The following is a 25,339-nucleotide window of genomic DNA, read 5'->3' on the forward strand; positions in this document are numbered from 1 at the left end:
GGAGAGGGGAGCACATCGTGTCGCGTGCGCCACGTGTCCAGCGGGAGATCCGAAGGTTCCTGGACATCGGTCCGGTTCAGGTCGCCGAACTGGATCTGCCCGACGGGGACGCGTACGCGGGTGGGGACGCTGGTGCCGATGGGGACGTCGGTGTCGGTCGGGACGCCGGTGGGGAGGTGTCGTTGAGGCCCGGGCCCGGCAGTCCGCCCGTCACGCACGGCGAGGTGTTCCTCCTGGTGAGGAGGGGTGGCCGGCCGGTCGGCACTCTGCTCGGACGGGTCCCGGAGGGCGCCGACCCCAGGACCGTTCTCGCCGCGCAGGCCCGGGAGCAGGTGGGCCCACGGCCGGCGCCGACCGCGCCTCCCGCACCGTCCACCACCGCCCCCACGCCTCCCGTGCCGTTCACCACCGTCGTGATCGCCACCCGCGAGCGCACCGACCGGCTGGCGCACGCGCTCGACTCGCTGCTCGCCCAGGACCATCCCGACTTCGAGATCGTCGTCGTGGACAACGCGCCGACCACGGACACCACGCGGGAGCTGATCGAACGCAAGTACGGCGAGCGGGTGCGCCACATCGTCGAGCCGGTGCCCGGTCTCGCCGTCGCGCACAACAGGGGCGTCCGGGCCGCGCACGGCGAGGTCGTCGCCTTCACCGACGACGACGTCGTGGCCGACCCGCGCTGGCTCACCGAACTCACCACTCCCTTCGCCGCCGACCCCGGCCTCGGCTGCGTCACCGGCCTGATCCTGCCCGCGCGGCTGCGCACCCCGGCCCAGGTGCTGCTGGAGAGTCACGGCGGCTTCGCGAAAGGCTTCACGGCACGGACGTACGACCCGTACGACCCGCCCGCCGACGAGCCGCTGTTCCCCTTCACCGCGGGCCGGTTCGGCTCCGGCGCGAACATGGCGTTCCGGGCGGACGTGCTGCGCGCGGTCGGCGGCTTCGACCCGGCGACCGGCGCCGGCACCCCGGCCCGAGGGGGCGACGACCTGTACGGGTTCGTCCGCGTCCTCGCCCAGGGCCACCGACTGCACTACACGCCGCTGGCCCTGGTCTGGCACCACCACCGTCAGACCTGGCGCGACCTGGAGAACCAGGCGTACGGCTACGGCGCCGGCCTCACCGCCTACCTGACCGCCCTCCTGGTCAACCGCCCCTCCCTCCTCCCGGCGTTCCTCGCCCATCTGCCCCGGGGGCTGGCCCACGCCCGGACGCTGACGGCCGGCCGGGAGGCGGGGGCCGAGACGGAGGCGCGCGCGGGTGCGGGCGGCGGCGCTCTCGTGGGTGCGAGCACCGGAGTGGAAGCCGGTGCGCGGAGTGCGCCCGGGGGGTACGACGAGCGGACGCACGCCTGGCCTCGGCGGCTGTCGCGGCTGCAGCGCAGGGGGATGCTGTACGGCCCCGTGGGCTATCTCCGCGCCCGACGAGCACTCGTCGGCCCCCTGAGGCGCTCTGCGGACGAGCCGTTGGACGGGCCGTTCACGCCGCCGGGAGGTGCGCGATGACCGCCGTACCGGTGCTGCTGTATCACGCCGTGACGGACGACCCGCCGGACTGGATCGCCGAGTTCACGGTCGGTCCGAAGGAGTTCGGCCGGCATCTCGACGCCGTGGTCGACAGCGGCCGTACGCCCGTCACCATCAGCGCGCTCGCCGACCACCTCGCGGGGCGGGTGCCGCTGCCGGCCCGGCCGGTGCTGCTCACCTTCGACGACGGCTTCGCCGACCTGCCCGGCCCGACCGCCGACGCGCTGGCCGGACGCGGACTGTCCGCCACCGCCTACCTCACCACCGGCGCCATCGCCCCGGGCGGCCGCAGTCTGCTGCCGCCCGCGCCGATGATGACGCTGGCGGACGCGGCACGGCTTGAGCAGTCCGGCATGGAGATCGGCAGTCACACGGTCACCCACGCCCAGTTGGACACCCTGGGACCGAGGGCGCTGGCCCGCGAACTGCAGGCGTCACGAGCCGTGTTGGAGGACGCCCTCGGCCATCCGGTCCGTCATCTCGCCTACCCGCACGGCTACAACAGCGGCCGGGTCCGCCGTACGGCCGCCGCCGCCGGCTACGAGACGGCCACCGCCGTGCGCCACGCGCTGAGTTCGGACCGTGACGAGCGCTACCGCATCGCCCGCCTCATCGTGCGCCGCGGCCACACCGTCGCCGACCTCGAGACGTGGCTCGCGGGCGGCGGCGCCCGTGTCGCCCCCTACCGGGACGGGCCCCTGACGGTCGGGTGGCGGTGGTACCGGCGCGCCCGAGCCGTCGTGCGAGGGCCGGTGTTCGCCGGCTGAACCGTCCTGGAAGACCGGAGCATTTCGCAGCGATCGACATGAACAGCGTCTCCGTACTCGGCCCGGGGAGGGAGCCCCAGCGTGCAGTCACATGTGCCCGTGCCGGCGCAGGGAAGCGGCACGCCGCCGCGCGCTCCCGGCCCTGACGCCGTCACCGGTCCGGGCCGCCAGGAGCGAAGCACCCGACACGGCCGGAGACCCCTGCGGTTCCCGCGCCGCACGCCCGGCCCCGCCGCGCCCGCGCTGCTGCTCGCCGCCGCACTGTGGGTGTACTCCCTGCCGCGCATCGGCTTCCGCGTGATGGGCGAATACGGTCTGCTCGACCGCCTACCGCCCGCCTACTACCTGTCGTTGCTGGTCCTCACCGGCGGATTCGTCCTGAGCCTGCGGCGCGCCGGCACCGCGCCCTGGTGGCCGGCCGCGCACTGCGCCGCCCTGCTGTTCGCCCTCAAGGCCCCGCCCGCGATCCTGTACGACGCGGTGCGCTACCCCTGGGCGTCCAAGCACGACGCCGTCGTCGAGACGCTGCTCGCCAACGGCGAACTGCGGCCCGGCGCGGCCCTGTCGGGCAACATGTCGGCCTACGACCAGTGGCCCGGCTTCTTCACGCTGAACGCGGGCCTGGTGCGCGCCTTCGGCGTGCAGAGCTCCTCCTCGTACGCCAACTGGGCGCCCGTCGTGCTCGGGTTGCTGATGATGCCGGTGCTGGTCCTCGTCTACCGCACGTTCTGCGACGACTGGCGGCTGATCTGGACCGCCGTGTGGATCTTCCAGCTCGCCAACTGGGTGGGCCAGGACTACTTCTCCCCGCAGGGCCTCGCCTACCTGCTGCACCTGACGGTCCTCGCGGTCGTGCTGCGGCACTTCGTGCGGCCGGGTTCCGCCGGCCGGCTGCGCGACCGCGCCTTCCTCGACCCGGCGGCCGCCGCCGTGCCGCCGCCCACCGGCCGCGTGCAGCGCGCGGTCTGCGTCGTGATCCTCGCCCCGCTGATCGCCGCCGTCAACGCCACGCACCAGCTCACCCCGGTGATGCTCTGCGTCTGCCTCGCCGCGCTCAGCCTCACCCGCCGCTACCGCAACTACGGGCTCCTGGTCGTCGCCGCGCTGCTCATGCTCACCTGGGACCTGACCATGGGCCGGCCGCTGTTCGTCGAGACGCTCTCCACTCTGAGGCAGTCGATCGGCGAGCTGACCCAGAACTCCCGCGCCGGTTACGCCGGCCGGCTGACCGGCCCCGGTCCCGAACTCGCCGGTGAGGCCAACGTGCTGATGGTCCTCACGGTCGCCGCCCTCGCCGGGGTCGCCGTCGTGCTGCGGCGCCGGCTCACCCGCAGCGCGCTGCCGCTGCTGCTGGTGTCCGTCGCGCCGGTGCCGCTGTTCGCCGTCAACGACTACGGCGGCGAGATGCTCTTCCGGGTCTATCTGTTCGCCCTTCCCGGCGCGGCCTTCTTCGCCGCAGCCGCGCTGGTGCCGGCCGCCGCGGGGGCCGGGCGTGGCGGCAGGGCGACCACGCTGTGGCGCCGAGGCGCGGCGTTCGCCCTGCCGACGGCGCTGCTGGCACTGCTGGCCGGCTTCCTGCCGTCGTACTACGGCAAGGAGGAGATGTTCTACACGCCGCCCGAGGAGACCGCGCTGGTCACCCGGACCCTCGACGACGCGCCCGACGGCTCCCTCATCCTCGCCACCAGCGGCTCCTTCCCTCAGGCGCTCCACCGCTACGACCGTCTCGACCACTGGTTCTTCGCCGAGCAGGAACTGCCGGAGAACGAGGAGATGCTGAGGGACCCGGCCCGTTACCTCGCCGCCGGCATCCCGCCGGGGGCGAAGGCGTACGTCATCCTCACCCACACCCAGGACGTCTACGCGGCCGGGGAGGGGCTGCTGCCCGCCGGCGGCTTCCAGGTGCTGCTCACGAGACTGTCGGCCTCTCCGCTCTTCCGCACGGTGGAGAGCCACCCTTACGGCGTCGTCCTGGAGTACCACCCGGCCGCCGCTCCGTCCTCGCTGTCAGTGAGGTGAACCGATGGACTCCGCCCGCCGTGAGAACGCCGGCCCTTCCGCTTCCGCGCCGGCCGCCGGTGGCGGCAGCGCCGCCTCCACGCGCTTCAGACTCCTCGTCGCGGTCTCGGGCTGGGTCGCGCTGGCCGCCACCGCCCTCCCCGGCCCGGCTCCGCTGCGCTGGATCCCGGTGCTGATCTTCGTCCTGTTCGGCCCGGGCTGCGCCGCGCTCTACCCGCAGCCGGAACGGCTGACACTGGGCGCGCGGCTGGAGGCCTTCGCGCTGGCCGCGCCCGTGAGCCTGTCCCTCGGTGTGCTCACCGCGACCTCGCTGTTCCTGGTGAAGGCGTTCTCGGTGACCGCCTTCCTCTTCTGGCTCGCCGGCTTCACCACGGTCGTCACGCTCCTGCCGGGATTGCCGCTGCCCGCAGCACGGCGGCCCGGGGCCGGCGGGGGCGGTACCGACGACGGCGACACCGGCAGCCGGCCGTGACGGGGGCGGGGGGAGCCAAGCGGGGGTACGCCGCCGCGACGCTGTTGGCGGTGCTCGCGGTGGGCGTCGCTCTGCTCGCGGGGCTCGGGCTGTGGGTCGGCCGTCCCGACTACTCGGGGGGCTCGGGGGTTTCAGGTGGCTCGGGTGGCTCCGGTGGCTCGGGGGGCTCGGGTGGCGATCTGCCCGCGAACGCGGCCTCCGGCGCGCTGCCCACCGGCGACTGCGCGCCCTCCGGCACGCTGGTCCCGCCGTGCGGGGCGTGGTGGGGCGCCTATGTGCCGTACGCGGAGAACGGTTCCCTCAAGGACGCCGTGCTCGGCTTCGAGAAGCGGATCGGCCGCAGGCTCGACCTCGTCTACAACTACCACGACATGTCGGGCGGCGAGCTCGACGGACAGCTCCTCACGCCCGAAGAGCAGCAGCTCGGCCGGGACCGGTTGCTCATGCTGGCCTGGGAGTCCACCGTCTGGACCGAGCCGCACCACGAGAACTGGACCGAGACCCAGCTCGGCTGGAAGAACATCGCCTCGGGGAAGTACGACGAGAAGCTCCTCGATCCGCAGATCCGGCGCATCAAGGCCTACGGCAAACGCGTCTTCCTCTCCTTCGACCAGGAGACCGACGCCCGTGTGAAGGAGGGCGCGGGCACCCCGGAGGAGTTCGTCGCCGCCTACCGTCACCTCCACGAACGGTTCCGCGCGCTGGGCGCCGACAACGTTGTGTGGGTGTGGACCGTCTCCGGCTACCTCGGCAGTGCGGACGACATGAAGGCGCTCTACCCCGGGGACGAGTACGTCGACTGGATCGCCATGGACCAGTACAACTACTACGCCTGCCATGACACCACCGACTGGAAGGACTTCCTCGACAGCCAGCGGCCCGGCTACACATGGCTGCGCGAGAACGTCTCCGACGCCAAGCCGGTGATGCTCGCCGAGTTCGCCACCGCGCCCGACGCCGACGACCCGCCGCGCCAGCGCGACTGGTACACCGAGATCCCCGCCGCCGTGAAGAAGCTGCCGGAGGTCAGGGCGCTGGTCCACTGGAACCGGCCGCCCTCCGAGAAGCCCGAGTGCGACCTGACCGTCAACGAGGGCCCCGGGTTGGAGGGTTACCGCGAGGCCGGCCGGAACGGCTACTTCCACCAGCCCCTGCCGTCACGCTGACGCTCACCGCGAGCGCCGCGAGCACGGCGCACACCGGCAGGGCCGGCGACGCGAGCTCCTGCCGCCACACCCAACCGCCCATCGCGACGAGATACAGCACCCCCCAGCGCCCCGGCCACGTCAGCCTGCCGCCCACGCGGGCGAGCAGCAGCCACAGCGGTACGAGACCGGACAGCAGCAGGAGCGGCGGCGCCCACCGCAGCAACGGCTCGGGGCCGTCGAACCCCGCCCCCCGTGCGAGGACTTCGGCCGCCCGTACGTACAACGTCCCGTCCACCGGCCTAGGTTCCCGGCCGAGCGCCACCGGTACGGCGTGCAGGGCGAGCAGCGCCGAACCCAGCGCCGCGCCCGGCAGCCACGCGTCCCGCACGTCCCTCAACGTGACCGACCCGACGAACACCACGAGCAGCACGCCGACCGCGATGAGCGCCGGGAGCGGCGTCGCCTCCAGCATCTGACGACCGCTCATCGCCTTGGACGCCCCGTCGAACCACGGCAGACCGCGCAACGCGGCCCAGAACGCCACGGTGGCCACGCCCAGCAGCCCCCACAGTGCACCGGTGAGCCACCGTTCCCGCCGCTCAGGCCGCCCCTCGGCGCGCTTCGGGCCGGTGAGGCTCCCGGGGCGCCCCATGTACAAGGCGACCGTGTCCTCGTCGACGGCCGTCCATCCGCGACTCCCGCAGCGGTCCAGGCCGGTTCCGTCGTATCCGGCCGCCGCGTTCAGCCGCGCCCAGCCGGTGCCGTAGGCAGGGGCGGCGGAGGCCGGCGGATCGAGGGGCCGGGCTGCTTCGCCGGGCAGCGTCACGTCACGGGTCAGGGTCGCGTCACGGGACAGGGTCACGTCGCAGGGCAGGGTCGCGTCGCGCCGCAGCGCGGACCGCAGGCCCACGACGGAGACGCCGGCGATCAGCGACATGCTCAGCAGCACCGCCCACCCCGCCCCCGCGATGCCCGCCGGAGCGAACAGGACCGCCGCGCTGCCCAGCACCGACGCGCACATGGCGCCCTGGAGCCCGGCGAGCACCCCGGTGCGCCCCTGCACCCGCAGCACCCCTATGTACAGCTCCACCACCACCCGTGGCAGCGCGCCCGCGGCCAGCAGGCGCAGCACGGTCGTGCCGTGCGCGGCGTAGTCCTCGCTGAACGGCAGCAGGATCCGCGGGGCGAACAGCACCAGCACCAGCACGACGGGCACCAGCAGCACGATCATCCGCCGCAGCGCCCCGCGCACTCCGTCGGCGAGTTGCCCGGGGTCGTGCGAGGCGTGGGCGGTCAGGGAGGAGGCCATGTTGATGGCCATGAACTCCATGGTCCCGCCGACGGTGTACGCGACGTAGAAGTAGCCGTTCTCCGCGGCGCTGAAGCGGACCGCGACCATCACCGGCAGCAGGTTGATCATCGCCAGGCTGAACAGCGCGCCCAGCGAGTCCCCGGCCAGGAAGCGGCCCATCTCGCGCAGCCGCAGCGGCTCCAGGTCGCGGTCGGCGGCGGCCTGGCCCGGGATCAGCCTGCGGAAGATCAGCCAGCCGAGCGGCAGCGTGGAGAAGACGATCGCCACGGCCCAGGACACGAAGATGCCGAGCACCGGCACCGTGCCGGCGAAGACGACCAGCAGGATCAGCTTGCCGACGGAGAACACCGCGTTGCCGACCGGCACCCATCCCGACCTGCGCAGACCGGTCAGCACCCCGTCCTGCAGCGTGAGCAGCGCCCACGCCACGCACGCCACGACGAACGCTGCCCCCGCGAGCGGCGTGCCGAGCGGCGCGTACGACGCTCCCCACAGGTCGAGGGTGAGCAGGAAGACGACCCCCGCGACCGCGACGACGACCGAACTCGCGGCGTACGTCCGCCACACCAGCGAGCCGGTGGCCCGCCCCGCGCGCGGCACGAAGCGGACGACCGCGCCGATCATCGTCGTCGCCGTGATGCTGGCGAGCAGACGCATCGCGGCGATCGCGGCGGAGCCCTGCCCGACCGCCTCCTCCGTGTAGTAGCGGGCGGCCACCAGCCAGAAGCCCAGCCCCAGCACGGCGGAGACGCCGGTGCTGAGCATGAGGAAGTAGGCGTTCCTGAACAGTGAGCCGGAGCCCCTCGCAGCCTCGGCGGACGCCGGTCTCACGCTCACCCCTGGCCGCGTCCCGGCCTGTGTTCCGGTACCTGACTCAGCCACGCGTCCGCTCCAGCCCTCCCGGCGCCTCGGCCGGCCGGGCGTCGCACTCCTGAAGCACCTCGACGACCTCCCGCGCCCGCAGCGGATCCACGGGCAACGCGTGCCGCGCGAACCAGCGCGCCCCCACGGGATCGGGCGAGGGGTCGGTGAAGGCGGGGCCCGCGTAGTCGTCGAGCGGCGGGTCGTACAGGTACCCGACGACGATGCCCCGCCGCGCGAGCGCCACGATGGCCGCGTCCCGGTCGGCGACGAACAGCGGCACCCGGAACAGCGGTTGCGGCTCCCCCCTGCCCGCCACAAGACTCACCGTGGCAGGCCCGTCCGTCGTGACAGGCTCGCTTACTGTGGCAGGCGCGTCCGCCGTGGCAGGTCCAACCGCCGTGGCGAGCCCCTCCGGTCTCGCCCACCGCGTCGACAGCAGTGTCTCGGTGCCCGCCCCGCAAGCGGCCAGCGTCTCGTCCAGGCGGTCGAGCCGGCGCTCGATCCGGTGCAGGCGGAGACGTCCGGAGCGGAGCCGGTAGTCGTGCAGGTCGACGCGGACCCAGGAGTCGTGGGCGGTGAGGTCCGGCGCCGCCTCGACCGCCCGGGCCAGTTCGTCCGCCCGCAGCGGCATCCGTATCCCCTCGCGCTCCGTCAGCCCGAGCAGCCGCATCGTGGCCCACGCCGCGCGTCTCAGCCGCAGCCCCCGCACGGCCGCCTCCGCGTACGGCCGGACGGTGAAAACCAGTTCGGCCGAGAGCCGGCCCGGCAGCAGCAGGTCCGCGCAGCTCTTCTCCAGGGCCTCGCGCAGCCCCGGGTCGGCACAGGACAGGAAGCCGCCCGCCTTGGCGCCGACGTGCTTGGACAGGCTGAAGACGGAGGCGTCGCCCCAGCCGCCGACGGGACGGCCCCCCACCCGGCTGCCGACGGCGTGCGCGCCGTCCTCCAACAACGGGATCGCCAGAGCGTCGCACTTCTCCCGCAGCCTCGGCGCGTCGTCCGGGTTGCCGTAGAGGTTCGTGGTCAGCACCGCCGACAGCGAGCCCCACACCTCCTCGGGCACCGCGTCCACGTCGATCGACGCGTCCAGCGGCTTCAACGGCGCCTGCACCGGCCGCAGTCCCGCCGCGAGCACCACGAAGAAGATCACGTCGTCGGTGACCGGCGACATCAACACCCGCCCGCCGGGCGGGCACCAGTGACGCAAGGCCACGAACAGCCCGAACCGGCACGACGGCACGTACACGCATTCCCGGCCGAGTCTGCCGCGCATGACCGCTTCCAGCCGCTTCGGCCGTGAACCATGCCGTGCCGACCCGAGGCCGGCCTCCCCTACGGCCATCAGCCCCCCAGGTGTGCCTGGGGAAAGCCCCTCCCCCGAGGCCTTCCAACAGGTGCCCAGAGTCTCCCTGTTCGCACCGCTCCGTCAAGATTGCGGCCCTTTCCGTCGCCGACTTCCCAAGTCCGCCCGAAAGCGGAGCACTCCCCGTCAACCGCCCCACCCGTCACCCCTTTGTGCCGCCGGTGTGCCGTTCGCATGCCTCCTCCGCGTCGCTCCGGTGTCCCTTCCGCGAGGTCAGCCGTAACGTGTGCGGCGGCTCGGAGCACCGCCGGGCCCCGGCGAGCACCCGCGGCGCCCTCCCTCTCGGCGAGCCCGCGGTCACGGCGAACCCGGTGTGCACAGATGGCGCATGCGCGGCGCACACGCGGCGCATGCATGGCGAGCAGGAAAGCGAGGCAGCACCCGATGCCCCTCCCGGCCCCCTTCGACCTCCCCGAGGGCGATCCCTTCGGCCCGCACAACCTCCCCTACGGCGTCTTCTCCCTTCCCGGCTCCGCAGGGCGGACCGTGGGCGTCCGCCTCGGCGACCACGTCCTGGACGCGGGCGCGGCAGCCCGGGCGCTCGGCTCCCCGCACGCCTCCCTGCTCTCCGCCCCGACTCTCGGGCCGTTGCTGTCGGCGGGCCGCCCCGCCTGGTCACAGGTGCGCGGCGCCCTGAAGGAGTGGGTCACCGACCCCGCCCGCCACACGACCCTCGCCCCGCTCCTCCACCCCCTGTCCTCGGTGACCCTGCATCTGCCCTTCGAGGTCGCCGACTACGTCGACTTCTACTCCTCCGAGCACCACGCCCGGAACGTGGGCGCCGTCTTCCGCCCCGACTCCGGCGACACCCTCCTGCCGAACTGGAAGCACCTGCCGATCGGCTACCACGGCCGCGCCGGCACCGTCGTCGTCTCCGGCACCGACGTCGTCCGCCCGTCGGGGCAGCGCAAGGCCCCCTCCGACCCGGCCCCCGTCTTCGGCCCCAGCGTGCGGCTCGACATCGAAGCCGAGGTGGGTTTCGTGGTGGGCGTGCCCTCGCGGCAGGGCCGCCCGGTCCCGCTGGCCGACTTCCGTGAGCACGTCTTCGGCCTGTGCCTCCTCAACGACTGGTCCGCGCGGGACATCCAGGCCTGGGAGTACGTCCCCCTCGGCCCCTTCCTCGGCAAGTCCTTCGCCACCTCCGTCTCCGCGTGGATCACTCCGCTGGAGGCACTGGAAGAGGCCCGCGTCTCACCTCCCGAGCGCACCCACCCCCTCCTCCCCTACCTGGACGACTCCGCCGCCGAGCCCGCCGGCTACGACCTGCGCATCTCCGTCTCCGTCAACGGTCACGTCGTCTCCGAGCCCCCTTTCTCCGCCATGTACTGGACGGCCGCCCAGCAGCTCGCCCATCTGACGGTCAACGGCGCCTCACTGCGCACCGGCGACCTCTACGGCTCGGGCACGGTGAGCGGCCCGGCCGCCGACCAGCGCGGCTCCCTCCTGGAACTGACCTGGAACGGCCGCGACCCCCTGGACCTCCCCGACGGCAAGCGGACGTACCTGGAGGACGGCGACGAGGTGACTCTCTCGGCCTGGGCTCCGGGACCGGGCGGTCTGCGCGTCGGGCTGGGAGAGGTGAGGGGCCGCATCGTCTCCGGCTGAGAAGACGATCAGCGGGCAGGGAGCCGGCGGGAGTTCCCGGCGGGCTGACTGCGGCCGTTCCCGCCGTCATACTGGCGGCGGGAACGGTCCACGACACCGAACCCGCCCCACCCGCCCGGAGCACGGCCGCCCACAGCACGGCAACGCACAGCACGCCAACCCGCGGGACGCCCTGCCCGGGGACGCCACCCGAGGGCAGAACCACCCGCAGCGCGGGCACGCCGAGCCCCCTTCGACCAGGATCCGGAGCCGCAGCATGACCCTCTGCCTGATCCTGCTCAGCGTCGTCGCCCTGACGGCCGCCCTGCCGGCTCCGCGCGCGCTGACGCGGGCCGAGTGGCCCGAGCGGGAGCCGGTGGTCGCCCTGTGGGTGTGGCAGTGCCTGGTCGCCACGGTCCTGCTGTGCTGTCTGACGGCGTTGGTCCTGGGCGCCGCCGCCGTTTTCCACACCGTCCGCGCACAGGTCTTCGCCCCCGCCCCGCCGGCGGTGACCGAGGCGTACGACCTCTCCACCGCCCCCGTGTGGGCGAGCGTCCTCACCCTGCTGCTGGCCTGCGGGGCCGCCTGGACGACCGCGATGCTCGCCCGTGAACTGTTCGAGGCACGCCGGCGTCGCGGCAGGACCCGCGCGCATCTGCGCGAGCGCGCCCCCGACCTCCCAGGGGGACTGCCCTCCGCGCGAGGCCCGCTCCTCGTGCTCGAGGACGACTACCCGGACGCCTGGTGGATGCCCGGCCATCCTCCCCAACTGATCGTGACCACCGGTGCTCTGCACCGCCTCACCTCCCTTCAACTCGACGCGGTCCTCACCCACGAGCGCGATCATGCCCGCGCCCACCACGACTGGCTGCTGCACCTGTCGACCGCGCTGGCCACCGGCTTCCCGCGCATCCCCCTGTTCGCCCACTTCTGCGACCAGACGCACCGCCTGGTCGAACTCGCCGCCGACGACACGGCGTCCCGCCGCTGCGGTCACCTGACGACCGCGCTGGCCCTGATCGAGCTGAACCAGCACCGAGGCGTCCTGTCCTGCGCGTCGAGTCACCGTCTCCTGGGCGAACGCGTGGACCGCCTCCTGCAGCCGCCTCCCCGGCTGCTGCGCCGACAGCGCGCGCTGACGACGACGGTGGCCGCCCTCGTCCCCCTGGTGCCGCTGCTGATCACCTTCGCGCCAGGCCTCACCGCGCTGGGCTGAGCCGCCGACACCGGTCGCGCCGGTGGCAGATCTTGCTGTCACGGAACCCAAAGCACCAGGTCACCGCATCGTCTTTCGGTTCGTCAGGTGGCGCAACAGTTCTGCAACACCACAATTCCGACCGGATAGGTATGGTCCAGCACATGCCACCGACCGACCGCATCCGAGACCACGCCGGACAGGGCGCGACCACCGTCGCCGCCCACCGGACGCGTCGCCGGCTGCGTGCGGACCAGGCCCGCCAGCTCGCCGACCTCCTGCGCCGCCAGCTCCTCACCGGCGGCTTCCCGAGCGGCACGCTGCCCCACGAATCGGCGCTCGCCACCGACTACCGCGCCTCCCGCAACACCGTCCGGCAGGCCCTGGACCTGCTGCGGGCGGAGGGCCTCGTGGAACGCCTGCCCGGCGTCGGCACGGTCGTGGTCGCCGAGAAGTACCCCCACGGACTCGACCGCCTGATGGGCCTCGCCGAAACCCTGCACGAACACGGCCAGGTCACCAACGAGGTGCGCAACCTCGGTCCCGTCCCGGCGCCGGCCCCGGTGGCCGACCGCCTCCACGTCCCGCCCGGCGCCGACGTGCTCTACATCGAACGCCTGCGCCGCCTGGGCGGCATCCCCCTCTCTCTCGACCTCACCTACATCCCGCTCGACCTCGGCACCGCGCTGCTCGGCGCCGACCTGGAGAACAACGACGTCTTCCGCCTGCTGGAGACCGTCACCGGCCGGCGCCTCGGCCACGCGGAGATCACCCTGGAGGCGGTGACCGCCGACGCCCACTCCGCCGCCGTACTGGAAGCGCCGCGCGGTGCGGCCGTCCTGATGCTGGAACGCCTCACCCACCTCGACGACGGCCGCCCGGTCGATCTGGAGTTCATCCGCTTCCGCGGCGACCGCATCTCGATGAGCGGTCTGCTGCACCGCTCCCGCTGACGCCTCCCCTCGCCCTGCCCGATCCACCCGCCCTCACCGACCTGCCCCGACCAGCCATTCGCTCGCCCCTTTCCTCCGCTTTCGCCCCTGCCCGTCCGCTCTCACCCCTTCATCGTTCCGCGGGGTCCGATCGGTTCACCGCCGCGCGATTTTTCTCGCGAGCCATTCCCTGGAGACAGCCATGCCCTTGGTCCCCCAGCGGGCCGACGTGCCCGTGACCATCGACGAGTCGAAGTGCATCGACGGCTGCACCCTCTGCGTGGACATGTGTCCGCTGGACTCCCTCGCCATCGACGAGAGCAACGGCAAGGCGTACATGCACGTCGACGAGTGCTGGTACTGCGGCCCGTGCGCGGCCCGCTGTCCCACCGGAGCCGTCACGGTCAACATGCCCTACCTGCTCCGGTGAGAGGTCACACCCCATGAAACGCATCGCACTCGACGTGAAACGCACAGCGGCCGCCGCCGGCGCCGCCGCGCTCCTGCTGCCGCTCGCCGCCTGCGGCGGCAGCGCGGAGGCAGGCGACGGCAAGACGGTCACCGTCACCGTCGGCTACCAGTCCAAGACCATCAACACGGTCACCGCCGGCACCCTCCTGCGCTCCCTCGGCTACTTCGAGAAACAGCTCAACGCGCTCGGCGACGGCACCACCTACAAGGTGAAGTGGCAGGACTTCGCCACCGGCGCGCCGATCACCGCCCAGATGACCGCGGGAAAGATCGACATCGGCTCGATGGGCGACTTTCCCCTCCTCATCAACGCGGCCCGCGGCAAGCAGCTCGACCAGCCCACCCACCTGGTCTCGGTCACCGGTTACAACCTCCGCGGCGGCCTCAACACCATCGTCACCGCCCCCGACTCCAAGCTCGCCTCGCTGACGGACCTCAAGGGCAAGAAGGTCTCCACGAGCGTGGGCTCGGCCGCCGACGGCACTCTCGTCCGGGCCCTGCAACGCGCCGGCCTCGACCCCGGCAAGGACATCGACAAGCTCAACCAGCAGCCCGCAGTTGGGGCGTCCGCGCTCTCCGCGGGCAGCGCGGACGCCCTCTCCCAGTTCGTCGCCTGGCCCGGTCTGCTCGCCTTCCAGGGCAAGGCCAAGGCCCTCTACGACGGCGCCCAGCTGAACCTCCCGACCTTCCACGGCGTCACCGCCCGCGAGAAGTTCGCGAAGGACCGCCCGGCCGTGCTCGAAGCGTTCCTGAAGGCGCAGGCCCAGGCGACCGACTACCTCGACGCACACCCCGTGGCCGCCGCCGAGTCGGTCGCCAAGGCCACCGGCCTGCCCGCGGAGGTCGTCTACCTCTACAACGGCGACCACGGCATCTCCACCTTCGACCCCTCCGTCAAACCGCAGCTCGTCGCGGCTCTCAAGAACGACGTGTCGATCCTCGAGGCGGCGAAGCTGACCGGGGACGTGGACGTGGACTCCTTCGTCGACGACCAGTACGTCAAGAAGGCCCTCGGCGCCTCCTACGGCAAGCGGCTCGCCGCCACGCCCCCGCCGGCCGCGAGCGAGGTGTGGCCCAAGGGCGCCTCCGAGACCCGTTCCTTCACCTCGCCCGCGCAGCTCCTCGCCTACGTGGCCGCACACCGCGACGCCGTCCGCGCCGCCTACGTCCCCGACGCCACCACCGGCACCCTCTGGTTCGCCGACAAGGCCGTCTGGGTGGCGGACGGAGCGAACCTGGTGCCGTTCGTCGCCCCGGCCACCGCGCAGGCCTACATCGGCGCCCACAGGGGCGCCCGCGTCATCACGTACGCGGAGGCCCTGGAGCGTGCCGCGTGAGCCGGCCCGCCACACGCGTCGGCCGCTACGCCCTCCGGCTGCTCTCCCTCGCCGCCGCCCTCGGTCTGTGGCAGCTGCTGACCAGCCAGGACGTCGACCTGTGGCTGCGCTTCTCTCAGTTCCCGACGGTCACCGAGGTCGCCCACGCCTTCGCCGACCGTCTGGCCGGCGGCGACTACTGGACCGACCTCGCCGACAGCCTCACCCGCATCCTCACCGGGTTCCTGCTGGCCGCCGTCCTGGGGGTGGCCACGGGCGTGCTCGTGGCGCGTTCGCGGCTCGCCGAGGACCTGCTCGGCCCCGTCCTCGAAGTCGTCCGCCCGATCCCGGCGATCGCCCTGGTCCCCGTCGCGATCCTGCTCTTCCCCTCCAACGAGCAGGGCATCGTCTTCATCACCTTCACCGCCGCGTTCTTCCCCGTCCTGGTGTCCACGCGCCACGCGGTCCGGGCGCTCACCCCCGTCTGGGAGGAGGCGGTGAGCACCATGGGCGGCGGCCGGTGGCGGATCCTCGGCTCGGTCGTCCTGCCGGGGGCGCTGCCCGGCATCTTCGGCGGCCTGTCGGTCGGCATCGGCGTGTCGTGGATCTGCGTGATCTCCGCCGAGATGATCTCCGGCCAGTACGGCGTCGGCTACCGCACCTGGCAGGACTACACGATCGTCAACTACCCGGGCGTCTTCGTCGGCATGGTCACCATCGGCGTGCTCGGCTGGCTCACCTCCACGGCCGTGGAGCTCCTGGGCCGCCGGCTGACCCGCTGGCTGCCCAGGACGTCGTACGTCCCCGGGGCCCGGCTCCGCACCCCCAAGGCCGGCGCACCGACGCCGTCCGCTGCCGCCCCCGCGGCCAAGGGATCCGCCCGCAGGGGCTCCGTGCTCGGGGGATCCCCGCGCAGGGGCTCCGCATCCAGCGCCGAGGAGGCACGCGATGAGCACCTCGTCTGAAACGTCCGAGCGCCGCGCGCAGGGTGGAACACCCGTCGCCGCCGAGGTCCGCCAGGCTTCGACGACGCCCACGCCGTCACCGGGCCGCGGCACCCGGCTCACCTTCCGCGCCGCCACGCTCGGCCGCCCCGACGCCCCGGCCCTGTCCGGCGTCGACCTCGACATCGCGCCGGGCGAGATCCTCACCGTCGTCGGCCCCTCGGGCTGCGGCAAGTCGACGCTGCTGCGCACGCTGGCCGGGCTGCTGCCCACCCTCGCCGGAACCGTGGAACAGGACGGCAGGCCGATCACCGGCCCGGAGGCGGACCGCGCGCTGGTCTTCCAGGAGGACGCCCTCCTGCCCTGGCGCACCCTGCGCTCCAACGTCGAACTCCCGCTCGCCATCCAGGGCCTGCCGCGCGCGCAGCGCAGGGAACAGGCGCAGTCCTGGCTCGGCCGTGTCGGACTCGCCGACCTGACCCGGCAGTTGCCCCACCGCGTCTCCGGCGGACAGCGCCAGCGCGCCCAGTTGGCGCGCGCACTGGCCGGCCGTCCGCGCGCCGTCCTCATGGACGAACCGTTCGGCGCGCTCGACGCGCAGACCCGCGCGGGGATGCAGGACCTGCTGGTGGAGGTGCTGCACGGCACGGGCGCGACCGTCGTCTTCGTCACCCATGACGTGGACGAGGCACTGTTCCTCGGCGACCGCGTCGCCCTGCTCGGCGCGGGCGGCCTCGCCGCCGTCCGGGACGTCCCACGCCCACGCGACCGCTCCGCCCACGACGACCCCGCGCGCGTGGTCCTGCGGCACGACGTCCTCACCCCCCTCGGCTCGTGAAAGGCACCCCGGTGGCCACCGTCGTCAACACTCCCCCCGCCAACGCCCTCGCACAGATCCCCGCGCTCGCCGACGCCGAGGAACTGAGCTGCGACGTCCTCGTCATCGGCGGCGGCACCGCCGGCACCATGGCGGCGCTGACCGCGGCCGAACAGGGAGCGAGCGTCCTGCTGCTGGAGAAGGCGCACGTGCGCCACTCGGGCGCGCTCGCCATGGGCATGGACGGCGTCAACAACGCGGTCATCCCGGGCCGCGCCGAACCGGACGACTACGTCGCCGAGATCACCCGCGCCAACGACGGCATCGTCGACCAGTCCACCGTCCGCCAGACCGCCACCCGCGGATTCGCCATGGTGCAGCGGCTGGAGTCGTACGGAGTCAAGTTCGAGAAGGACGAGCACGGCGAGTACGCGGTCCGCCAGGTCCACCGCTCCGGTTCCTACGTCCTGCCCATGCCGGAGGGCAAGGACGTCAAGAAGGTGCTGTACCGCCAGCTCCGGCGGCGGGAGATGCGGGAGCGGATCCGCATCGAGAACCGGGTGATGCCGGTGCGCGTGCTCACGGCCGAGGGGCGCGCCGTGGGCGCCGCGGGCTTCAACACCCGCACGGGTCAGTTCGTGACGGTCCGCGCGGGCGCGGTCATCCTCGCGACCGGACCGTGCGGCCGGCTCGGCCTGCCCGCCTCCGGCTACCTGTACGGCACGTACGAGAACCCGACCAACGCGGGCGACGGCTACGCCATGGCCTACCACGCGGGCGCTGAGCTGACCGGCATCGAGTGCTTCCAGATCAACCCGCTGATCAAGGACTACAACGGCCCGGCCTGCGCCTACGTCGCCAACCCCTTCGGCGGCTACCAGGTCAACCGGCACGGCGAGCGCTTCGTCGACTCCGACTACTGGTCGGGCCAGATGATGGCCGAGTTCGCGGCCGAGGTCGCCTCCGACCGGGGGCCCGTGTACCTGAAGCTGAGCCATCTCCCCGAGGAGTCGGTCTCCGCGCTGGAGTCGATCCTGCACACCACCGAGCGCCCCACCCGAGGCACCTTCCACTCCGGCCGCGGCCACGACTACCGCACCCACGACATCGAGATGCACATCTCCGAGATCGGCCTGTGCGGCGGGCACTCCGCCTCCGGCGTCCGCGTCGACGACCACGCCCGCACGACCGTGCCCCGCCTGTACGCCGCCGGCGACCTGGCCTGCGTCCCGCACAACTACATGATCGGCGCGTTCGTCTACGGCGACCTCGCGGGCTCCGACGCCGCCCAGTACCGCGCGTACGAGGGCGACCTGCCTGCCGAGCAGCTCCGGGAGGCGCACGAGCTGATCTACCGCCCGCTGCGCAACCCGGACGGTGCGCCGCAGACCCAGGTCGAGTACAAGCTGCGCCGCTTCGTGAACGACTACGTGGCCCCGCCGAAGTCGGGCGCCCGGCTCTCCCTGGCCCTGGAGGCGTTCGAGCGGATGCACGACGACATCGCCGCGATGGGCGCGCACACCCCGCACGAGCTCATGCGCTGCGCCGAGGTCACCTTCATCCGCGACTGCGCAGAGATGGCCGCGCGCGCCTCCCTCGCCCGTACGGAGTCCCGCTGGGGCCTCTACCACGACCGCCTCGACCACCCCGGCCGCGACGACGCCTCCTGGTTCCATCACCTCGATCTGCACAAGTCCCCCTCTGGCGCCATGGAGTTCACGGCCCGTCCCGTGGCTCCCTATCTGGTCCCGGTCGAGGAGTTCACCCCGGTCGGTGGCCCTTCCCGGCATCTCGGAGAGGTCCACGCCGAGGACGTGGCAACGGCCGGCTCGCGCGAGGTGGCGCCCGTGGCGACCCACCCCGGTGGGACCTCGCCGTCGCCCGACGACGTCGTCTCCCCCGCCCTTGCGGTCACCGGGCCCGCCCCGGAAGAGTCCTCGTCCCGCCTCCTCACCCTGGTCGCTCTCGCCGAGGAACAGCCCGAACTCGACGCCCTGCGCCCCTATCTCACCGACCCGGCCCCGGCTGTCCGGCGCGAGGCGGTCTCCGTCCTGACCGAGACGGTTCCGCCCGGCACCGGAACCGCGCTCGCCGGGGCGCTGCGGGACACCGCCCCCGAGGTGCGGGCCGCCGCCGCGGCGTCACTGCGCGAACTCGTCGAGACCCTGCCGCCCGAACCGGCCCTGCGCGACGGCCTCTCCGCCGCTCTGGCCGAGCCCGACCCCGTCGTCCGCGCCGCCGCGCTCGACGTGCTGCGCGCGCTGCGCCTGGGCGACGCCGGTCTGTTCGCGGGCTCCCTGGCGGACGCCGACATCACCGTCCGCATCGAGGCGGTCCGCGCCCTGGTCTCCGTCGACGCCGCCGCCGAACTCGCCCACGCGGCCCCCGCCGACCCGTCCCGCGAGGTCCGCGTCACCCTCGCCAAGGCCCTGGCCACCGTGGCTGCGGGCAGCCTGGCCGACACCCCGTCGAGCGACTCCGGCGCCGATCCCAGCACCGACTCCAACACCGGCACCGGCACCGGCGGGAGCACGGACACCCTGACACCAGCCGACGTCACCTCCGTCCGCACTGCCCTCACCTCCCTCATCGCCGATCCCGACGCCCTGGTCCGCGCGGCCGCCTACGGGGCGCTCGGCACCACCGGCTGCCCCGCACCGCTCGCCGCCCGCGCGGTGAGCGCCCTGGACGACCCGGCGTGGCAGGTCCGGGCCGGCGCCGCCACCGCCCTGTCCGCCACGGACCCCGACACAGCGGTTCCGGTGCTCGCCAAGGTCCTGGCCGACCCGAACGGCGACGTCCGCAAGGCCGCCGTGCTGGCACTGACCCGGCACCGCGCCACCGACGCAGCCAGGTCAGCCCTCGCCACGGCGACGACGGACTCGGACGCGGACGTCAGGGCGTACGCGGCGCGAGGGCTCTGAGTCCGTCCGAGCACACCCGACCGCGCGGAGAGCGGTGTGGGTGCCTCCCTCAGGCACCGGGCACCGCTTTCCGCGCCGGAAGGCGATGGGCCGGAAGGACGGCAGACCAGGCCTGGCCTAACGGCAGGGCATGAGGTCGGAGAGGGGCCGCGCGGCGGGGCAGAGAGGTGCACGCTGCCCTTACGGCGAGGCGCCCGAGCCCCCGTGGCGAGCCCTATATCCAGTCCTCCGGTTCCGGCTCCTCCGCCATTTCCGGCCAGTCGTCCGCGCCGTCCGGCCCGCCCTTCTCCTGGGCGGCCTGCGGCGCCGAGCCCGGCGCGCCACCCAGCGAGGCCAGGACCGCGACCACGCCCTCCCCGTACGTCGCCAACTTCTTCTCGCCGACTCCGCTGATCCCGCCGAGCTGCCCCACCGACGTCGGCCACACCGTGGCGATCTCCCGCAGCGTCGCGTCGTGGAAGATGACGTACGCCGGGACGCCCTGCTCGCGGGCCTGTTCCGCGCGCCAGGCACGCAGGGCCTCGAACGCGGGGAGCAGTTCCTCGGGCAGCTCGGCCGCGGCCGTCTTGGCCTTGCGGTCGCCGCGCCCGGCGGAGGACGCTCCCGCCTTGGCCGCTGTCGGCTTCTTCGGCTCCTTGCGCAGCGGGACCTCCCGCTCCCTGCGGAGCACCGCCCCGCTGGCCTCGGTCAGTACCAGCGTGCCGTACTCCCCCTCGACCGCGAGCAGCCCCTGCGCCAGCAACTGGCGTATCACTCCGCGCCATTCGCCCTCGGCCAGGTCCTCGCCGATACCGAACACGGAGAGCTGGTCGTGGTCGAACTGGATCACCTTGGCCGTGCGCCGGCCCAGCAGGATGTCGACGATCTGCACCGCGCCGAACTTCTGCCCGCGCTCGCGTTGCAGCCGCACCACCGTCGACAGCGCCTTCTGCGCGGCAACGGTGCCGTCCCACGTCTCGGGTGCGGTGAGGCAGGTGTCGCAGTTGCCGCATGCCTCGGCGGCGGCATCCTGGCCGAAGTAGGCGAGGAGCTGGCCGCGGCGGCAGGCGACCGTCTCGCACAGCGCCAGCATGGAGTCCAGGTGGGCGGCGGCCCGCCGCCGGAACGCCTCGTCGCCCTCACCCGACTGGATCAGCTTGCGCTGCTGGATGACGTCGTTGAGGCCATAGGCCATCCAGGCCGTCGACGGAAGCCCGTCGCGCCCCGCGCGGCCGGTCTCCTGGTAGTAGCCCTCGATGGACTTGGGCAGGTCGAGATGGGCGACGAACCGCACGTCCGGCTTGTCGATGCCCATGCCGAAGGCGATGGTCGCCACCACGACCAGGCCCTCCTCGCGCAGGAACCGCGACTGGTGCGCCGCACGCGTGCCCGCGTCCAGGCCCGCGTGGTACGGCACCGCCTCGACGCCGTTGCGGGAGAGGAACTCGGCCGTCTTCTCCACGGAGTTGCGGGAGAGGCAGTACACGATGCCCGCGTCTCCGGCGTGCTCCTCTCGCAAGAAGCTCAGCAGCTGCTTCTTCGGGTCGGACTTCGGCACGATCCGGTACTGGATGTTGGGCCGGTCGAAGCTGGCCACGAAGTGGCGGGCCGCCGGCATGTTGAGCCGCTGGGTGAGCTCCTGGTGGGTCGCACGCGTGGCCGTCGCCGTGAGGGCGATCCTCGGGACGTCCGGCCAGCGCTCGCCCAGCAGGGACAGGGCGAGGTAGTCGGGGCGGAAGTCGTGCCCCCACTGGGACACGCAGTGCGCCTCGTCGATCGCGAAGAGGGCGATCTTGCCGCGGGAGAGCAGCTCCAGCGTGGAGTCCAGGCGCAGCCTCTCCGGCGCGAGGTACAGCAGGTCCAGCTCGCCGGCGAGGAACTCGGCCTCGACCATGCGCCGCTCGTCGAAGTCCTGCGTGGAGTTCATGAACCCGGCGCGCACACCCAGGGCCCGCAGTGCGTCCACCTGGTCCTGCATGAGCGCGATCAGCGGTGAGACGACGATGCCCGTACCCGCTCTGACCAGGGACGGGATCTGGTAGCAGAGGGACTTGCCGCCGCCGGTCGGCATGAGGACGACCGCGTCCCCGCCGGCCACCACGTGCTCCACGACGGCTTCTTGTTCTCCACGGAAGGCGTCGTACCCGAAGACCCGGTGCAGCGTGGCCAGCGCCTCGCTCTCCGTACCCGGCAGCTCCTTGACGTCTGTCATCTCCCTGATCCCGCCCGTCCCGCCCATCGTCTCGTCCCCCGTACGTCGTCCCTCGACCAATGCCTCCACCATAGGCGTCAGGACTGACACCGCCGGAGTTATCCACAGGCTCGCCCGTCACACGGGCTCGCCCGACACACACTCGCCCCGTCACACGGCTCGCCCCAAAACACACTCGCCCCCTCCCACACTCGCCCCGTCACACGGCTCGGCCCGGCGCCCCGTGAGCGGGTGCCGGGCCGAGCCGAGGACGGCAGGGAGCCTCGGACGGGTGTCAGCGCACGAAGACGCCCGCCTGTCCCGCCAGATCCAGGAAGTACTGCGGTGCCACGCCGAGGACCACGGTCACCGCCAGACCCACCGCGATCGCCGTCGTCGTCAGCGGTGACGGCACGGCGACGGTCGGACCCTCCGGCCGCGGTTCGCTGAAGAACATCAGCACGATGACGCGGATGTAGAAGAACGCGGCGATCGCCGAGGAGATCACACCGACCACGACCAGCGGGGCCGCCCCACCTTCCGCCGCCGCCTTGAACACGGCGAACTTCCCGGCGAAACCGCTGGTCAGCGGGATGCCGGCGAAGGCGAGCAGGAACACCGCGAACACCGCCGCCACCAGGGGCGAGCGACGGCCCAGCCCGGCCCACTTGGACAGGTGGGTGGCCTCGCCGCCGGCGTCGCGCACCAGGGTGACCACGGCGAACGCGCCGATCGTCACGAAGGAGTACGCGGCGAGGTAGAAGAGGACGGAGGAGACCCCGTCAGGGGTGGTCGCGATGACACCCGCGAGGATGAATCCGGCGTGCGCGATCGACGAGTACGCCAGAAGCCGCTTGATGTCGGTCTGTGTGATCGCGACGATCGCGCCTCCCAGCATGGTGACGATCGCCACGCCCCACATCACCGGCCGCCAGTCCCAGCGCAGGCCGGGCAGGACGACGTACAGGATCCGCAGCAGCGCGCCGAAGGCGGCCACCTTGGTCGCGGCGGCCATGAAGCCGGTGACCGGCGTGGGCGCGCCCTGGTAGACGTCGGGCGTCCACATGTGGAACGGCACCGCGCCCACCTTGAACAGCAGGCCCATGACGATCATGGCGGCGCCGATGAGGAGCAGCGCGTCATTGCCCATGGTGTCGGCGAGCGCCGGGCTCACGTCGGTGACCGTGCCGTCGACGACCTGCGCGACGGTGGCGTACGACACCGAGCCGGCGTACCCGTAGACAAGGGCGATGCCGAACAGCGTGAACGCCGAGGCGAACGCGCCGAGCAGGAAGTACTTGACCGCGGCCTCCTGCGACATCAGCCGCTTGCGGCGGGCCAGCGCGCACAGGAGGTACAGCGGGAGCGAGAAGACTTCCAGGGCGATGAAGAGGGTCAGCAGGTCGTTGGCCGACGGGAAGACCAGCATGCCCGCGACCGCGAACAGCAGGAGCGGGAAGACCTCGGTGGTGGTGAACCCGGCCTTGACCGCGGCCTTCTCGCTGTCGCTGCCCGGCACCGAGGCGGCCTGGGCGGCGAAGGAGTCGACGCGGTTGCCGTGGGATTCGGGGTCCAGCCGCCGTTCGGCGAAGGTGAACAGGCCGACCAGGGCGGCCAGCAGGATCGTGCCCTGGAGGAACAGGGCCGGCCCGTCGACGGCGATCGCTCCCATCGCGGCGATGCGTGCCTTGGTCGTGCCGTAGCCGTCCGCCGCGAGGGCCACGACCGCGGCGAAGGCGGCGGCCAGGGCGACGACGGAGACGAACAGTTGCGCGTAGTAGCGGTGCTTGCGCGGGACGAATGCCTCGACCAGCACCCCGACGATCGCCGCTCCCACGACGATCAGGGTGGGCGACAGCTGTGCGTATTCGATCTTCGGCGCGTCGATCTTCGAGATCGGGTCGGCCGCGGTTGTCCACAGGCTGTGGACGACTGCTGTGCTCACTTGGCCGCCTCCACCTCGGGCTGGGGGTCCTTCTTCTGTACGTCGGACAGGGTCTGCTTGACCGCCGGGTCCACGATGTCCGTCACGGGCTTCGGGTAGACGCCCAGGATGATCAGCAGTGCGATCAGCGGGGCGACGACCAGGAGTTCACGCGCGCGGAGGTCCGGCATCGCGGAGACCTCCGGTTTCACCGGGCCGGTCATGGTCCTCTGGTAGAGGACCAGGGTGTAGAGCGCGGCCAGGACGATGCCCGAGGTGGCGATGACGCCGATCACCGGATACCGGGAGAACGTGCCGACCAGCACCAGGAACTCGCTCACGAACGGGGCGAGTCCGGGCAGCGACAAGGTCGCCAGACCACCGATGAGGAATGTGCCGGCGAGCACCGGAGCGACCTTCTGCACCCCGCCGTAGTCGGCGATGAGCCGCGAGCCGCGCCGCGAGATCAGGAAGCCGGCGACCAGCATGAGCGCGGCGGTGGAGATGCCGTGGTTGACCATGTAGAGCGTCGCACCGGACTGGCCCTGGCTGGTCATCGCGAAGATGCCCAGGATGATGAAGCCGAAGTGGGAGATCGACGCGTAGGCCACCAGCCGCTTGATGTCCCGCTGGCCCACGGCGAGCAGCGCCCCGTAGACGATGCTGACGACGGCGAGGACGAGGATGACGGGCGTCGCCCACTTCGACGCCTCCGGGAAGAGCTGGAGGCAGAAGCGGAGCATCGCGAACGTGCCCACCTTGTCGACGACCGCCGTGATGAGGACGGCGACCGGCGCGGTGGACTCGCCCATGGCGTTGGGCAGCCAGGTGTGCAGCGGCCACAGGGGCGCCTTGACCGCGAAGGCGAAGAAGAAGCCCAGGAACAGCCAGCGCTCGGTGTTCGTCGCCATGTCGAGGGAGCCGTCGGCCCGCGCTGCGGCGATCTCCGTGAGAGAGAAGCTCCCGGCGACCACGTACAGCCCGATCACCGCGGCCAGCATGATCAGCCCGCCCACGAGGTTGTAGAGCAGGAACTTCACGGCGGCGTAGGTGCGTTGCGTGGACGCCGCCTGCTCGCCGTGTTCGTGGGCCCGGTCCCCGAAGCCGCCGATGAGGAAGTACATCGGGATGAGCATGGCTTCGAAGAAGATGTAGAAGAGGAAGACGTCGGTGGCCTCGAAGGAGATGATCACCATCGCCTCGACGGCCAGGATCAGGGCGAAGAAGCCCTGTGTCGGCCGCCAGCGCCTGCTGCCGGTCTCCAGCGGGTCGGCGTCGTGCCAGCCCGCCAGGATGATGAACGGGATCAGCAGTGCGGTGAGGGCGATGAGCGCCACCGCGATGCCGTCGACACCCAGTTCGTAGCGGACGCCGAAGTCCTTGATCCAGGAGTGGGACTCGGTGAGCTGGTAGCGGTCGCTGTCCGGGTCGAAGCGGACCAGGACGACGATCGCCAGGGCGAGTGTGGCGAGTGAGAAGAACAGCGCCAGGGACTTGGCGGCGTTGCGCCGCGCGGCGGGCACGGCGGCCGTCGCGATCGCCCCGATCGCGGGGAGCGCGGCCGTCGCTGTCAGGAGGGGAAAGGACATCG

At 72.5% G+C, this 25,339-nt stretch carries 18 protein-coding genes; 13 read left to right on the forward strand and 5 right to left on the reverse strand.

Translation table 11 applies throughout. The annotated features are described in order from the left end of the window. Positions 1-17 precede the first annotated feature (17 nt). The 5 genes from ACFYXA_RS20835 (at position 18) to ACFYXA_RS20855 (ending at position 5,953) form a co-directional block, all read left to right on the forward strand. Complete coding sequence (locus ACFYXA_RS20835) at positions 18-1,508, forward strand: glycosyltransferase (protein WP_389034782.1); 1,491 nt, start codon at positions 18-20, stop codon at positions 1,506-1,508. Beyond that, positions 1,505-2,296, forward strand: coding sequence for a polysaccharide deacetylase family protein (locus ACFYXA_RS20840; protein ID WP_389034785.1), 792 nt, complete (start codon positions 1,505-1,507; stop codon positions 2,294-2,296). Before ACFYXA_RS20835 ends, ACFYXA_RS20840 begins: the two co-directional genes overlap by 4 nt. 81 nt (positions 2,297-2,377) lie before the next feature. After that, a complete protein-coding gene (locus ACFYXA_RS20845; RefSeq protein WP_389034788.1) occupies positions 2,378-4,315 on the forward strand; it encodes a hypothetical protein in 1,938 nt (645 codons plus the stop codon). Between the two features lie 4 nt (positions 4,316-4,319). Beyond that, positions 4,320-4,787 (forward strand): hypothetical protein, encoded by a 468-nt coding sequence (locus ACFYXA_RS20850; protein ID WP_389034791.1) that lies wholly within the window; start codon positions 4,320-4,322, stop codon positions 4,785-4,787. A gap of 179 nt (positions 4,788-4,966) precedes the next feature. Continuing rightward, a complete protein-coding gene (locus ACFYXA_RS20855) occupies positions 4,967-5,953 on the forward strand; it encodes a glycoside hydrolase family 26 protein (protein ID WP_389035107.1) in 987 nt (328 codons plus the stop codon). Here the strand turns inward: ACFYXA_RS20855 and ACFYXA_RS20860 are convergent. Together ACFYXA_RS20860 and ACFYXA_RS20865 are read right to left on the reverse strand one after the other, a co-directional pair. Beyond that, on the reverse strand, positions 5,874-8,078 hold the full coding sequence (locus ACFYXA_RS20860) for a lipopolysaccharide biosynthesis protein (protein ID WP_389034794.1): 2,205 nt from the start codon (positions 8,076-8,078) through the stop codon (positions 5,874-5,876). The two genes, ACFYXA_RS20855 and ACFYXA_RS20860, sit on opposite strands and share 80 nt — an antisense overlap. Before the next feature lie 43 nt (positions 8,079-8,121). Then, complete coding sequence (locus tag ACFYXA_RS20865; RefSeq protein ID WP_389034797.1) at positions 8,122-9,450, reverse strand: DegT/DnrJ/EryC1/StrS family aminotransferase; 1,329 nt, start codon at positions 9,448-9,450, stop codon at positions 8,122-8,124. A 405-nt stretch (positions 9,451-9,855) separates the two neighbouring features. On the opposite strand from ACFYXA_RS20865, the gene fahA reads away from it, so the two are divergent. The 8 genes from fahA to ACFYXA_RS20905 all read left to right on the forward strand — a co-directional run bounded on the left by fahA (position 9,856) and on the right by ACFYXA_RS20905 (position 19,654). Next, positions 9,856-11,076, forward strand: coding sequence for a fumarylacetoacetase (gene fahA / locus ACFYXA_RS20870; protein WP_389034800.1), 1,221 nt, complete (start codon positions 9,856-9,858; stop codon positions 11,074-11,076). 256 nt (positions 11,077-11,332) lie between these two features. Then, on the forward strand, positions 11,333-12,271 hold the full coding sequence (locus ACFYXA_RS20875; RefSeq protein ID WP_352245240.1) for a M56 family metallopeptidase: 939 nt from the start codon (positions 11,333-11,335) through the stop codon (positions 12,269-12,271). Positions 12,272-12,414: 143 nt separating this feature from the next. Next, on the forward strand, positions 12,415-13,203 hold the full coding sequence (locus ACFYXA_RS20880) for a GntR family transcriptional regulator (protein ID WP_351332986.1): 789 nt from the start codon (positions 12,415-12,417) through the stop codon (positions 13,201-13,203). A 181-nt stretch (positions 13,204-13,384) separates the two neighbouring features. Next, positions 13,385-13,612 (forward strand): ferredoxin family protein, encoded by a 228-nt coding sequence (locus ACFYXA_RS20885; RefSeq protein WP_030790138.1) that lies wholly within the window; start codon positions 13,385-13,387, stop codon positions 13,610-13,612. Positions 13,613-13,625: 13 nt separating this feature from the next. Further along, on the forward strand, positions 13,626-14,990 hold the full coding sequence (locus ACFYXA_RS20890; RefSeq protein WP_389034807.1) for an ABC transporter substrate-binding protein: 1,365 nt from the start codon (positions 13,626-13,628) through the stop codon (positions 14,988-14,990). Further along, on the forward strand, positions 14,987-15,934 hold the full coding sequence (locus ACFYXA_RS20895; RefSeq protein WP_389034810.1) for an ABC transporter permease: 948 nt from the start codon (positions 14,987-14,989) through the stop codon (positions 15,932-15,934). The genes ACFYXA_RS20890 and ACFYXA_RS20895 overlap by 4 nt, the downstream gene beginning before the upstream one ends. Next, complete coding sequence (locus tag ACFYXA_RS20900; protein ID WP_389034813.1) at positions 15,918-16,751, forward strand: ABC transporter ATP-binding protein; 834 nt, start codon at positions 15,918-15,920, stop codon at positions 16,749-16,751. Before ACFYXA_RS20895 ends, ACFYXA_RS20900 begins: the two co-directional genes overlap by 17 nt. Before the next feature lie 11 nt (positions 16,752-16,762). Further along, complete coding sequence (locus ACFYXA_RS20905) at positions 16,763-19,654, forward strand: fumarate reductase/succinate dehydrogenase flavoprotein subunit (protein ID WP_389035109.1); 2,892 nt, start codon at positions 16,763-16,765, stop codon at positions 19,652-19,654. A gap of 214 nt (positions 19,655-19,868) precedes the next feature. Here the strand turns inward: ACFYXA_RS20905 and recQ are convergent, their stop codons facing one another. The 3 genes from recQ to ACFYXA_RS20920 form a co-directional block, all read right to left on the reverse strand. After that, positions 19,869-21,872: a DNA helicase RecQ gene (gene recQ, locus ACFYXA_RS20910; RefSeq protein ID WP_389035112.1), complete on the reverse strand. Its 2,004-nt coding sequence runs from the start codon at positions 21,870-21,872 to the stop codon at positions 19,869-19,871. Between the two features lie 247 nt (positions 21,873-22,119). Next, positions 22,120-23,769 (reverse strand): NADH-quinone oxidoreductase subunit NuoN, encoded by a 1,650-nt coding sequence (nuoN, locus tag ACFYXA_RS20915; protein ID WP_352245236.1) that lies wholly within the window; start codon positions 23,767-23,769, stop codon positions 22,120-22,122. After that, positions 23,766-25,337 carry an NADH-quinone oxidoreductase subunit M gene (locus tag ACFYXA_RS20920; RefSeq protein ID WP_389034818.1) on the reverse strand — a complete coding sequence of 524 codons (1,572 nt, stop codon included), beginning with the start codon at positions 25,335-25,337 and terminating at the stop codon, positions 23,766-23,768. The genes nuoN and ACFYXA_RS20920 overlap by 4 nt, the downstream gene beginning before the upstream one ends. Positions 25,338-25,339: the final 2 nt, after the last annotated feature.

Origin of the sequence: Streptomyces sp. NPDC002566, assembly GCF_042889585.1 — a bacterium.
Taxonomy (GTDB): Bacteria; Actinomycetota; Actinomycetes; order Streptomycetales; family Streptomycetaceae; genus Streptomyces.

What these genes read in the sequence shown, in the direction of transcription:
- ACFYXA_RS20840 (WP_389034785.1), top strand. Translation starts at nt 1,505, where the DNA reads ATGACCGCCGTACCGGTGCTGCTGTATCACGCCGTGACGGACGACCCG.
- ACFYXA_RS20850 (WP_389034791.1), top strand. Translation starts at nt 4,320, where the DNA reads ATGGACTCCGCCCGCCGTGAGAACGCCGGCCCTTCCGCTTCCGCGCCG.
- ACFYXA_RS20865 (WP_389034797.1), bottom strand. Translation starts at nt 9,450, where the DNA reads ATGGCCGTAGGGGAGGCCGGCCTCGGGTCGGCACGGCATGGTTCACGG.
- fahA (WP_389034800.1), top strand. Translation starts at nt 9,856, where the DNA reads ATGCCCCTCCCGGCCCCCTTCGACCTCCCCGAGGGCGATCCCTTCGGC.
- ACFYXA_RS20875 (WP_352245240.1), top strand. Translation starts at nt 11,333, where the DNA reads ATGACCCTCTGCCTGATCCTGCTCAGCGTCGTCGCCCTGACGGCCGCC.
- ACFYXA_RS20880 (WP_351332986.1), top strand. Translation starts at nt 12,415, where the DNA reads ATGCCACCGACCGACCGCATCCGAGACCACGCCGGACAGGGCGCGACC.
- ACFYXA_RS20885 (WP_030790138.1), top strand. Translation starts at nt 13,385, where the DNA reads ATGCCCTTGGTCCCCCAGCGGGCCGACGTGCCCGTGACCATCGACGAG.
- ACFYXA_RS20890 (WP_389034807.1), top strand. Translation starts at nt 13,626, where the DNA reads ATGAAACGCATCGCACTCGACGTGAAACGCACAGCGGCCGCCGCCGGC.
- ACFYXA_RS20900 (WP_389034813.1), top strand. Translation starts at nt 15,918, where the DNA reads ATGAGCACCTCGTCTGAAACGTCCGAGCGCCGCGCGCAGGGTGGAACA.
- recQ (WP_389035112.1), bottom strand. Translation starts at nt 21,872, where the DNA reads ATGGGCGGGACGGGCGGGATCAGGGAGATGACAGACGTCAAGGAGCTG.
- ACFYXA_RS20920 (WP_389034818.1), bottom strand. Translation starts at nt 25,337, where the DNA reads ATGTCCTTTCCCCTCCTGACAGCGACGGCCGCGCTCCCCGCGATCGGG.